Annotated in this window: 12 protein-coding genes and 1 pseudogene; 8 read left to right on the top strand and 5 right to left on the bottom strand. The window is 72.7% G+C overall.

Going from position 1 to position 11,034, the window contains the following annotated elements; genetic code table 11:
* Positions 1-184: pseudogene (locus U9R90_RS23335) on the bottom strand (hypothetical protein); the annotation flags it as partial.
* A gap of 122 nt (positions 185-306) precedes the next feature.
* On the opposite strand from U9R90_RS23335, the gene U9R90_RS23330 reads away from it, so the two are divergent.
* The 6 genes from U9R90_RS23330 to der all read left to right on the top strand — a co-directional run bounded on the left by U9R90_RS23330 (position 307) and on the right by der (position 5,610).
* Positions 307-822, top strand: coding sequence for a YidB family protein (locus U9R90_RS23330; protein ID WP_411058605.1), 516 nt, complete (start codon positions 307-309; stop codon positions 820-822).
* A 172-nt stretch (positions 823-994) separates the two neighbouring features.
* Positions 995-1,357, top strand: coding sequence for a chorismate mutase (gene aroH / locus U9R90_RS23325; protein ID WP_411058604.1), 363 nt, complete (start codon positions 995-997; stop codon positions 1,355-1,357).
* Positions 1,354-2,439 carry a prephenate dehydrogenase gene (locus U9R90_RS23320; RefSeq protein WP_411058603.1) on the top strand — a complete coding sequence of 362 codons (1,086 nt, stop codon included), beginning with the start codon at positions 1,354-1,356 and terminating at the stop codon, positions 2,437-2,439. Before aroH ends, U9R90_RS23320 begins: the two co-directional genes overlap by 4 nt.
* Before the next feature lie 275 nt (positions 2,440-2,714).
* The gene (gene cmk / locus U9R90_RS23315) at positions 2,715-3,416 is read left to right on the top strand and encodes a (d)CMP kinase (RefSeq protein WP_411058602.1); all 702 of its coding nucleotides are present in this window, start codon (positions 2,715-2,717) and stop codon (positions 3,414-3,416) included.
* The gene (locus U9R90_RS23310; RefSeq protein ID WP_411058601.1) at positions 3,374-4,057 is read left to right on the top strand and encodes a lysophospholipid acyltransferase family protein; all 684 of its coding nucleotides are present in this window, start codon (positions 3,374-3,376) and stop codon (positions 4,055-4,057) included. Before cmk ends, U9R90_RS23310 begins: the two co-directional genes overlap by 43 nt.
* A 68-nt stretch (positions 4,058-4,125) precedes the next feature.
* Complete coding sequence (gene der / locus U9R90_RS23305; RefSeq protein WP_411059780.1) at positions 4,126-5,610, top strand: ribosome biogenesis GTPase Der; 1,485 nt, start codon at positions 4,126-4,128, stop codon at positions 5,608-5,610.
* Positions 5,611-5,679: 69 nt separating this feature from the next.
* Here der and U9R90_RS23300 read toward each other — a convergent pair whose 3' ends face one another.
* Positions 5,680-6,051: a hypothetical protein gene (locus tag U9R90_RS23300; protein WP_411058599.1), complete on the bottom strand. Its 372-nt coding sequence runs from the start codon at positions 6,049-6,051 to the stop codon at positions 5,680-5,682.
* Positions 6,052-6,134: 83 nt separating this feature from the next.
* Positions 6,135-6,917 (bottom strand): hypothetical protein, encoded by a 783-nt coding sequence (locus U9R90_RS23295; RefSeq protein ID WP_411058598.1) that lies wholly within the window; start codon positions 6,915-6,917, stop codon positions 6,135-6,137.
* A 513-nt stretch (positions 6,918-7,430) separates the two neighbouring features.
* Between U9R90_RS23295 and U9R90_RS23290 the strand changes: the two genes are divergently transcribed.
* Together U9R90_RS23290 and U9R90_RS23285 are read left to right on the top strand one after the other, a co-directional pair.
* Positions 7,431-8,108 carry a transglycosylase family protein gene (locus U9R90_RS23290; RefSeq protein WP_411058597.1) on the top strand — a complete coding sequence of 226 codons (678 nt, stop codon included), beginning with the start codon at positions 7,431-7,433 and terminating at the stop codon, positions 8,106-8,108.
* 148 nt (positions 8,109-8,256) lie between these two features.
* Complete coding sequence (locus U9R90_RS23285) at positions 8,257-8,790, top strand: transglycosylase family protein (protein ID WP_411059779.1); 534 nt, start codon at positions 8,257-8,259, stop codon at positions 8,788-8,790.
* Here U9R90_RS23285 and U9R90_RS23280 read toward each other — a convergent pair.
* Both U9R90_RS23280 and U9R90_RS23275 read right to left on the bottom strand, forming a co-directional pair.
* Positions 8,732-9,436 carry an ABC transporter ATP-binding protein gene (locus U9R90_RS23280; protein WP_411058596.1) on the bottom strand — a complete coding sequence of 235 codons (705 nt, stop codon included), beginning with the start codon at positions 9,434-9,436 and terminating at the stop codon, positions 8,732-8,734. The genes U9R90_RS23285 and U9R90_RS23280 overlap by 59 nt on opposite strands.
* Positions 9,433-10,269, bottom strand: a complete 837-nt coding sequence (locus tag U9R90_RS23275; protein WP_411058595.1) for an ABC transporter ATP-binding protein — start codon at positions 10,267-10,269, stop codon at positions 9,433-9,435. Before U9R90_RS23275 ends, U9R90_RS23280 begins: the two co-directional genes overlap by 4 nt.
* Between the last annotated feature and the right edge of the window lie 765 nt (positions 10,270-11,034).

Genomic DNA, 11,034 nt, shown 5'->3' with positions numbered 1-11,034 from the left:
ACGGGGAAGGGGAGGGAGACGGGGAGGGAGAGGCGGCCGGGGTCGTCGGCGCGGGGGAGTCGCCGCCCGAGCGGCCCCCGTCGTACGACGAACGGCCGGTCCCCGTGGTCGCGTTGAGCGTCAGCAGCAACAGCGCGAGCAACAGTCCGCCGAGCAGCGTGAAAAGGGGTCCGGAACGGGTCATACGAGCCTCCCCCGATGCGCGGCGCCGCGACCGGCCCCTCCATGCAAGCGGACCCGCGCACCCGCCGTCCAGAGCTGAGCCTGTCTTTGAACACGTCCCGTGCTCCCAAGTGGCGCCGAGGTGTGGTTCGAGTGACATTTGATCCGTCTGAGGGTGCCCGGAACACCCTCCGGACCCCGGCCCCACACGCGAAAGGCGCGACCATGGCGGGCAATGATCTGGGCAGCCTTCTCGGCGGTCTCCTCGGCGGCGGCCAGCAGAGCGGCTCACCGGGCGGCGGTTCGGGCGGTGGCGGAAGCGTTCTCACCGCGCTGCTCGGCGCGTTCATGAGCAAGAGCGGCGGCAACGGCGGCAACCCGCTGGGAAGCCTCCTGGAAGGGCTCGGCAAGGCCGGTCTGGTGGACCAGGCCCAGTCCTGGGTCGGCACCGGCGAGAACCAGCCGGTGACCGGCGAGGAGCTCAAGGAGGCGCTGCCCGGCGACACCCTCCAGCAGGTCGCGACCGAGGCCGGAGTCTCGCCCGACCAGGCTGCCGACCAGCTCGCCCAGGTACTCCCGGAGGCGGTCGACAAACTGACTCCGCAAGGACAGATCCCCGGCGGCTCGATCGAGGAGCTCATCAAGCAGCAGCGGCTCTGACCCGATCAAGCAGCAGCTCTGACCCATGGCGGCCCCGGCATCCGAGGGCCGCTCCATACGGAGGGGAGTGCGCGGCGTTCGTCTCGGCAGGCGGGCGCCGTGCTCTCGCGCCCGCCGGGCTGACTACCCTGACCTGGACAGGGTGTACGACGTACAGGCAAGGAGCAGCGCGGTGACGGTACGAGCGGTCCGAGGTGCCGTCCAGCTTCGGCAGGACACAGCCGAGGAGATGGACCAGCAGGTCAGCGCCCTGCTCACCGCGATCATGGAGCGCAACGGACTGAGCGCGGACGACCTGATCAGCGTCTGGTTCACGGCCACGCCCGATCTGCACAGCGACTTCCCGGCCGCCGCCGCCCGCGGGCTCGGCATCGTCGACGTCCCGCTGATCTGCGCCCAGGAGCTCGATATCGCGGGCGCCATGCCCCGTGTCGTCCGTATCCTCGCGCACGTCGAGTCCGACAAGCCCAAGGCCGACATCGCGCACGTGTACCTCGGTGCCGCGGCCGCACTCCGCAAGGACATCGCCCAGTGAGAACCGCCCTGGTCATGGGGACCGGCCTGATCGGCACCTCCGCCGCCCTGACGCTCGCCAGCCGCGGTGTCGTCGTCCACCTCGCCGACCACGACCCGGAGCAGGCCCGCACCGCGGCCGCGCTCGGCGCCGGTACCGACGCCGCACCCGAAGGCCCGGTCGACCTCGCGGTGATCGCGGTGCCGCCCGCGCATGTGGCGGCGACCCTGGCCGACGCGATGCGGCGCGGTGTCGCCCGCGCCTACCTGGACGTGGCCAGCGTCAAGGGCGGCCCGCGCCGCGAGCTGGAGGCCCTCGGGCTCGACCTGAGCGCGTACATCGGAAGCCACCCCATGTCAGGCCGGGAGCGCTCGGGGCCGCTGGCCGCCACCGCCGACCTCTTCGAGGGCCGCCCCTGGGTGCTCACGCCCACCCGGGACACCGACACCGAGGTGCTGAACCTGGCCCTGGAGCTGGTCGCGCTCTGCCGAGCGGTGCCGGTCGTCATGGACGCCGATGCCCACGACCGCGCCGTCGCGCTGGTCTCGCACATGCCCCACCTGGTCTCCAGCATGGTCGCGGCCCGCCTGGAGCACGCCGAGGACACGGCCGTACGCCTCTCTGGCCAGGGCATCCGTGATGTCACCAGGATCGCGGCCTCCGACCCCCAGATGTGGATCGACATCCTCTCCGCCAATCCCGGTCCGGTCGCCGATCTGCTCTCCGAGGTCGCCGCCGACCTGGACGAGACCGTACGGGCGCTGCGCGGGCTGCAGTCCGCCGACGAGGACAAGCGGCTCGGCGGCGCGGCCGGTATCGCGGACGTACTGCGCCGCGGCAACGCGGGCCAGGTCCGGGTGCCGGGCAAGCACGGATCGGCCCCCACGGCATACGAGATCGTGGCCGTCCTCATCGACGACCAGCCGGGACAGCTGGCCCGGATCTTCGCCGACGCCGGGATGGCGGGGGTCAACATCGAGGACGTACGCATCGAGCACGCGACCGGGCAGCAGGCGGGCCTGGTCCAGCTCATGGTCGAGCCAAAGGCGGCGCCGGTACTCACCGCGGCACTGCGCGAGCGGGGCTGGTCGATCCGGCAGTGACGGGCTGGTCGATCCGGCGGTGACGGGCTGGTCGATCCGGCGGTGACGGGCCGGGCGATCCGGCGGTGACGGGCCGGGCGATCCGGCGGTGAGGGGCGGCGAGGTCCGGTGGCGAGGGGCCGGGCGATCCGGCAGTGAGGGGCGGCGCGGTCCGGTGGCGACGGGCCGGTCGATCCGGCAGTAAAAGGCGGGCGGGCGAGCCAGTAACCTTGTCTGGGGTCCGTTCACCGCAGCGGCCTCTCTCCCGCCCGTGATCAGGAAGGTCGACACCGCCCGTGGAAACCGCAGGAAACGCCGCCAACACCGCCCCGGCAGTGATTGTCGCCATCGACGGCCCCTCCGGCACGGGCAAGTCCAGCACCTCCAAGGCCGTCGCCGCCCAGCTCGGCCTCAGCTACCTGGACACCGGAGCCCAGTACCGGGCGATCACCTGGTGGATGGTGGACCAGGGCATCGACCTCACGGACCCGTCCGCGATCGCCGCCGTCGCGGGCAAGGCCGACATCGTCTCGGGTACCGACCCGGCCGCCCCGACCATCACGGTCGACGGCACCGACGTCTCCGGACCGATCCGCACCCAGGAGGTCACCTCCAAGGTCAGCGCGGTCAGCGCGGTCCCCGAGGTGCGCACCCGTATCACCGAACTGCAGCGCTCCATTGCCTCCGGCGCCGAGCGGGGCATCGTCGTGGAGGGCCGCGACATCGGTACGACGGTGCTGCCCGACGCCGACCTGAAGATCTTCCTCACCGCCTCGCCCGAGGCGCGCGCCGCCCGCCGCAGCGGTGAGCTCAAGGGATCCGACATCAACGCCACCAAGGAGGCGCTGATCAAGCGGGACGCGGCCGACTCGGGCCGGAAGACCTCGCCGCTGGCCAAGGCCGGTGACGCGGTCGAGGTGGACACCACCGAGCTCACCCTCCAGCAGGTCATCGAGTGCGTCGTCACCCTTGTCGAGGAGAAGCGGGCCGCGAAGTGACCGCACCGTCCGACAGAGGTGCCGAGGTCGGCCGCCGGATCGGCGTCGGCCTGATGTACGGGCTGTGGAAGCCGCGCGTGCTCGGCGCCTGGCGGGTGCCCGCGAGCGGCCCGGCGATCCTGGCCGTGAACCACTCGCACATGGTCGACGGACCGATGGTGATGGGCACGGCACCCCGTCCCGCCCACTTCCTGATCAAGAAGGAGGCGTTCGTCGGCCCGCTCGACCCGTTCCTGCGCGGCATCGGCCAGCTGAAGGTGGACCGCTCGGTCCCCGACCGTACGGCCATCACCCAGGCACTGGACGTGCTGGCAGACGGGGGCGTACTCGGGATCTTCCCCGAGGGCACCCGCGGGGACGGCGACTTCGCGTCGCTGCGCGCGGGCCTGGCGTACTTCGCGGTACGCAGCGGGGCGCCGGTCGTCCCGGTGGCGGTGCTGGGAAGCACCGAGCGCCGCGGACGGTTGATACGGGGGCTGCCGCCGCTGCGCAGCCGGGTCGACGTCGTCTTCGGTGACGGCTTCGAAGCCGGGGATGGATCCGGGCGGCGGACGCGTAAGGCGCTGGACGAGGCGACCGTGCGCATCCAGGAGCGGCTGACCGCCCACCTGGAAAACGCCAGGCGCCTCACCGGGCGCTGAGCGAGACTTGAGTAGTGGACCGCGACGCAAGCGGTTCATCGATGACTGATGACAGAGGTACGGACTTCATGAACGACCAGATCCACGCCGATGACTCGGCGGGCGCCGGCGGCCACGAGCACGGAGCGCTCGGCGACGCCGAGTACGCGGAGTTCATGGAGCTCGCCGCGCAGGAGGGCTTCGACGCCGAAGAGGTCGAGGGCGCGATCGACGAGGCCGGTCACGGGCCGCTGCCCGTGCTCGCCGTCGTCGGCCGCCCCAACGTCGGCAAGTCGACCCTGGTGAACCGCATCATCGGCCGCCGCGAGGCGGTCGTCGAGGACAAGCCGGGTGTCACCCGCGACCGGGTCACCTATGAGGCCGAGTGGGCGGGCCGCCGCTTCAAGATCGTCGACACCGGCGGCTGGGAGCAGGACGTCCTCGGCATCGACGCCTCCGTCGCCGCCCAGGCCGAGTACGCGATCGAGGCCGCCGACGCGGTGGTCTTCGTGGTCGACTCCACGGTCGGCGCCACCGACACCGACGAGGCGGTCGTCCGGCTGCTGCGCAAGGCGGGCAAGCCCGTCGTGCTCTGCGCCAACAAGGTCGACGGCCCGAGCGGCGAGGCGGACGCCACCGCGCTGTGGGCGCTCGGCCTCGGTGAGCCGCACCCGGTCTCGTCGCTGCACGGCCGCGGCACCGGCGACATGCTCGACGCCGTCCTGGAGGCGCTGCCCGAGGCGCCCCTGCAGACCTTCGGTGCCGGCGGAATCGGCGGTCCGCGCCGGATCGCCCTCATCGGCCGCCCGAACGTCGGCAAGTCGTCGCTGCTGAACAAGGTGGCGAACGAGGACCGCGTCGTCGTCAACGAGCTGGCCGGCACCACCCGCGACCCGGTCGACGAGCTGATCGAACTCGGCGGTGTCACCTGGAAGTTCGTGGACACCGCGGGCATCCGCAAGCGGGTCCACCTGCAGCAGGGCGCGGACTACTACGCCTCGCTGCGCACCGCCGCCGCGGTCGAGAAGGCCGAAGTGGCGGTCATCCTGATCGACGCCAGCGAGTCCATCAGCATCCAGGACCAGCGCATCGTCACGATGGCCGTGGAGGCCGGGCGGGCGGTCGTCCTCGCGTACAACAAGTGGGACACCCTCGACGAGGAGCGCCGCTACTACCTGGAGCGGGAGATCGAGACCGAGCTGTTGCAGGTCGCCTGGGCGCCTCGGGTCAACGTCTCGGCGCGCACCGGGCGGCACATGGAGAAGCTGGTCCCGGCGATCGAGACGGCGATCGCGGGCTGGGAGACCCGGGTGCCGACCGGTCGGCTGAACGCCTTCCTCGGCGAGCTGGTCGCCTCGCACCCGCACCCGGTCCGGGGCGGCAAGCAGCCCCGCATCCTGTTCGGCACCCAGGCGGGTACCAAGCCGCCGCGCTTCGTGCTCTTCTCCTCCGGCTTCATCGAGCACGGCTACCGGCGCTTCGTGGAGCGGCGGCTGCGCGAGGAGTTCGGCTTTGAGGGGACGCCGATCCATATCTCGGTGCGGGTGCGCGAGAAGCGCGGCCGTAAGAAGTAGTCGTACGTACGCGTCGGCCCCGGAGCCCTCCATGGGGGAGCGCCGGGGCCGATCCGCAGGGGTGAGGCGTCAGAGCCCCCTGCGGGGACCGGGCGGCAGTGCCGCCGGGGGCCTGCCCCCGGTGTGCGGCTGTCGCCCGTCGGTGTACCAGGAGCCGGTCTGGCAACCGCCGTAGTTGCCGTACCCGCTCAGCCCGCCGTGGCTCAGCCCGCCGTGGCTCTGGCCGCCGTGGCTCTGGCCGCCGTAGCCACCGCCCTGGGCGCCGTAACCACCCTGGCCGCTCTGGCCGTACGGGAGGCTTCCGAAGCCGGAGAAGCCCAGGTCCTCCTCGCCGGTCCGGTCGCCTGGCAGGGCTTTGAAGGACCGGCGCCACTCGGCGAACAGTTCGTCGTAGATCGGAGTGGCCGAGCGCCCGGCCGAGGCGTCCCGGGCCGGGCGCATGGAGGGGATCTGATGGCGGGAGGGATCGTAAGGCTGCACGTTATGTGCCAACGACCCCGAGGGCTGTCGGATGCGGGGTTCTTTCAGGTGCCCGCGAGCGGCATCGAGCCGCCCACCAGCAGCCCGTTGGCCGCCGCCTTCTCCAGGGCGTCGCGCAGCAGGTCCTCGCGCTGCTGACGGCCGATCGAGCCGACCGGCGCGGCGAAGACGAGGACGGTGCTCAGCTTGTTGGCCGCGGCCCGCCAGCCTTCGGTGACCGGCAGCGGCTGGTGCGCCTGCCACCAGGCGACCGTGCCGCCGTCGGCGCCGGGCTGGAGTACGGCGTGCAGCTGGCCGGCGGCGAGCAGCACGGACCAGCCGGGCAGCTTGGGCGGTACCTCCTGAACCCCGGTGACCGGCATGAAGCCCTGCTCGATCAGGAGCGGCAGGAACTCGTCCCCCGGACCGTTCGAACCGGGCCTGGCGATGGGTCCGGTGGGCTCGACGACGAGCGCGGGGTGCAGTTCCCCGTCGAGCAGGACGAGGCCGCTGGTGACACCGAGGACGGCCTGCTCGGGTGCCGGGGCGGCGGGGGCGCCGGTGCTGCCGTCCTCACCGGTGATGGACCGCACGGCGCCTTGCAGGTGCTCCTCGGCGACCTGCACCACCTGCGACGGCAGGCAGGTGGCGTGGGCGAAGGCGAGGACCGCGGTCTCCTCGCCGACGAACAGCACGGTGCTGGTGCGCTCCTGCCCGGAGTCACCCGGGGTGCGGCAGGAGGTGCAGTCGTAACTGCCCGGGGAGTTGTCGCCGGCGAGCAGCCGGTCGGCTTCGTCGTCGCCGATCTCGGCGCGTACGTCATCACTGACGTCGAGCATGCGCTGCACGGGGGGCTCCTCGGAGTGTGGGTGCGTCGCTCTGCCGGGGCGGTCCCCGGCTCTTGTGGAGCACAACGGGTGACCCGTGGCGCAAGTCACGCCGAGAGCGAACGGAATCGAACCAATCGGAGCAGAGGGTGAGGCGGAGGGCGGAATCTGTCACTCCATGGCAACCCCTGCGGTATGCATCGAAGTTGAGGCCGTGAGGTGAGTCACAGATCGACTCGTCAACTGGTCGACAAATCCTGAAATCAGCCAATGAAGGGGGTGTCCGAAAGTCGACGATACCCCTGGTAACAGGCAACTGGCCTGGAATGACAAGGAGTTGGTTGATATTAGGGCGTCAGGGTCCCTAGATTCCACCGCCGTGTGCAGCGAGCACCGCTCGGGTACGTCCGCCGGTCGCACCAGCCAGCTCGACGCAGCACCACTCCGGCGGACGGGGCGGCACGGACGAACCGCGCCAGACGCGTGGGGGCCGGGCCGCTCAGGGGGATCCCGGGTCCTTCGAGAGGGAACCACATGTCCGCACGTCCCAAGTGCAGTCGTGAGACAGCAGTACTCGCCGGGGCGGCCCTGCTCGCCCCGTTGGCATGGTTCGCCGGGGCCGGACAGGCCGCAGCGGCGGACAGCGGAGTATGGGACCGCATCGCCCAGTGCGAGAGCGGCGGAAACTGGCAGATCAACACCGGAAACGGCTACTACGGCGGACTGCAGTTCGCCGCCTCCACCTGGCGTGCGTACGGCGGAACGGCCTATGCGCCGACCGCCGACCGCGCCAGCAAGGCGCAGCAGATCGCTGTCGCCACCAAGGTCCAGCGCGCACAGGGGTGGGGCGCGTGGCCGTCCTGCTCGGCCCGCGCCGGAGCGTCCGGCAGCGCGCCGGGGGCGGCCGCGGCACCCGCACCCAAGGCTCCCCGGACGACGCCCAAGGCCCCCCGGACGACACCCAAGGCACCCCGGGCCGACCGGACGCCGAAGGTGGCCAAGGCTCCCAGCGCCACCGGGACGCCCAAGCGCGCCCCGGCCCGCACCAACCGCGGGGCGTCCCGCGGTACGTACACCGTGCGGTCGGGGGACACCCTGAGTGTCATCGCCGCCCGGCACGGCACCAGCTGGCAGCGGATCCACGCCGCCAACAGGTCGGTCATCGGTGGTGATCCGCATCTGATCCTGCCGGGGCAGCGGCTCGCCGTCTGACCCGCGACCGCGCGTCGACCGTGTCGGCGCGGCTGCCCCACCCGGTCATCCGATAGTCCGACCGGGTGGGGCTCGCCCCGTCCCGGCGAGGGAGGCCCTGACACACGCGTTCCGCCTCATAGCGTGACGCGATGTCACACACCCGTGTCTGGTTCGTGGGCCTCGTCGCGGCCCTGATGTCCCTCACCCCCGCGCTCTGCTCCACCAGGTACTCGAGGAGTGCCCACCGGAGAAGTCGCCCTGGACCTGCCTGGCCGAGTGCGAGAGCAGCGGAGACTGGCAGATCAACACCGGCAACGGCTACTACGGCGGGCTGCAGTTCTGGCAGCCGACGTGGGAGGAGCACGGCGGACTCGCCTACGCGCCCCGCGCGGACCTCGCCACCCGCGAGCAGCAGATCAAGGTCGCCGAGGAGGTCCTGCTCACCCAGGGCTGGGAGGCCTGGCCGCAGTGCTCCAAGCGCTACGGATTCGAATCCGGCAGCCACGTGGTCCGGAAGGGCGAGACGCTCTCCTCGATCGCCGCCTTCTACCGGGTGAAGGGCGGCTGGTCCGCGCTGTATCAGGCCAACAAGAAGGCGGTCGGCCGGGATCCGGACCGGCTGGCGATCGGCACCCGGCTGGTCATTCCGTCGGGCGCGAGGTCCGCGCGCGCCGGTGCGCCTCCGACGCCTCGCCGCTGAACACCAGGGAGCCTCGGCGCAGCTCGTGGACGATGACCGGGCGGGCGTCCCCGGTGGCCGGGCGCAGGCCGGGCGGCAGCCGCTGTTCGGCGATCAGCACGGCCGCGTCCAGGCTGGCGATGAGCTCGTACGTACGGGCGGCCACGGCCGGGGACATGCCCTGGGTCGGCTCGTCGACGAGCACCACGCGCGCGTGGGCGAGCAGGGCGCGGGACAGGGCGAGCATCCTCTGCTCGCCGCCCGAGAGGGTGCCGGCGCGCCGGGTCAGCAGCGGGCGCAGCTGCGGATAGGCCTCCAGGGCCGCGGTGAAGTCGCCGTGGCTCTGGGAGTCCGACGCGGCGAGCCCGAGGTTCTCGGCGACCGTGAGAGAGCCGAACACGGCCTGCCGGTCGGGGACGAAGGCGAGGCCGCGGCGGGCCCGGTCGTGGACGGCCAGCCGGGTCACGTCCCTGCCGCGCCACACCACCGCCCCGGCGGAGAGCGGGACCGTGCCGGCCAGGGCGCGCAGCACGGTTGTCCGTCCCGAGCCGTTGCGGCCCAGCAGGACGCTCACCCCCGGGTACGGCACCGCAAGCGAGACGCCGTGCAGCGCCTCCAGGGGGCCGTAGCGCACGCGCGCGTGGCGCAGTTCGATTTCAGCGCTCATGTTTGGGGCCGCCGTTCGGGCGTGCGGTCCCCTGTGGCGAGGTCCAGTACGCGGTCGGCGGGGCCCGAGCCGACGATGCGCCCGGCCGCCATCACCTGCACGGTGTCGGCGAGGTCGGCCACCAGGTCGAGGTCGTGCTCGACGATCAGCAGCGCCATGCCGTCCGCGGCGAGCGCCCTGAGCAGGCGCGCGAGTGCGGCCACCTCGGGGGTGTCCAGACCCGCGGCCGGTTCGTCGAGCAGCAGCACCTGCGGGCTGCCGGCCAGGGCGCGGCCCAGCTCGACGCGGCGCAGAGTGCCGGTCGGCAGGTCGGCGGCGGGCAACTGCCGTACGGGGTCGAGCCCGAGCAGGGCGAGGGCCTTCGGCACGGCTCGGGCATCCCGTACGCGGCCCTGCTCGGCGCCGACCGCGACGTTCTCCTCGACGGTCAGCGACGGGAAGACGGCGAGCTGCTGAAAGGTCCGGGCCACGCCCAGCCGGGTCCGCGCGTGGGCGGGCCGGTGCGTGATGTCCCGGCCGCCGAACTCCACGCGCCCCGCGTCGGGCCTGACCGTCCCGGCCAGACAGTGGAACAGGGTGCTCTTACCGGCCCCGTTCGGCCCCACGACAGCGGTGATCCGCCCTGGCACGACGTCCAGATCGACCCCGTCCAACGCGGTGAACTCCCCGAACCTGACCCGCACCCCACGCGCCACGAGCAGCGCGGCCTCGGCATGCTCCGGCCGCGCTGGGGCTGGGCCAGCCGACGGGGCCCCGGCAGCAGGCGCCGACCACCATCTGCCCGCCGGGCCGTGCGGCTTGGCGCCGGGGCGGGTGGCGGCCTCGTCCCGCACGGCTTCGGCGAGGTGCTCGCTCCCGGTGCCGGGCTTGCGGCTCGGCTCGGTGTCCTGGTCCGGGCCGGTGGCTTGGCCCGAGTCGGCGTGCTCGGTTCGGCCCGGGGGTTCGACTGGGGTGGGCGGCCGTACCGGTCCGGGGCGCTGGGACGCTCCCGCGCCTCGGCCCGGTTGACGGCGCCCCGCCGGGCCCGCGGTGAACCCGGGGGGCGTGGCGGGGGCTTGGTCCCGGCGGCCGTGGCCCGCGCCTTCGGCCGTGGCCCCGTTCGGTGTCGCCCTGTCGGGGCCGCGGCCCGCCGACTCGGTGCGGGCCGCCTCGTGCGCGGGCGGCCTCGGCCGCGTCTCGGGGCCGGGTCTTGTCCCTGTCCCGGCTCCCGCTCCGGGTTCGGCTCGTGCCCCTGTCTGGTCTCCGGTTTCGGGTTCGGCTCGTGCCCCTGTCTGGTCTCCGGTTTCGGCTTCGGCTCGTGGGCCTGTCCGGTCTCCGGGTTCGGCTCGTGCCCCTGTCTGGTCTCCGGTTTCGGCTTCGGCTCGTGCCCCTGTCCGGTCTCCGGCTTCGGCTCGTGCCCCTGTCTGGTCTCCGGTTTCGGCTTCGGCTCGTGGGCCCGTCCGGTCTCCCGCTCCAGCTCCGGCTCGTGGGCCCGTCCCGTCGCCCGCTCCAGCTCGCTGACCCGTTCCGTCTCCCGCTTCGGCTCCGGCTCGCTGACCCGTCCCGCCCCCCGCTCGCGGGCCTGGTCCAGTACCCGTTCCCGCTGCCGTCCGGCCCTC

This window comes from Streptomyces sp. E11-3 (assembly GCF_046540415.1).
GTDB lineage: Bacteria > Actinomycetota > Actinomycetes > Streptomycetales > Streptomycetaceae > Streptomyces.
The sequence above is the reverse complement of the archived record's forward strand: the minus strand, read 5'-3'. Positions and strand labels throughout refer to the sequence as shown.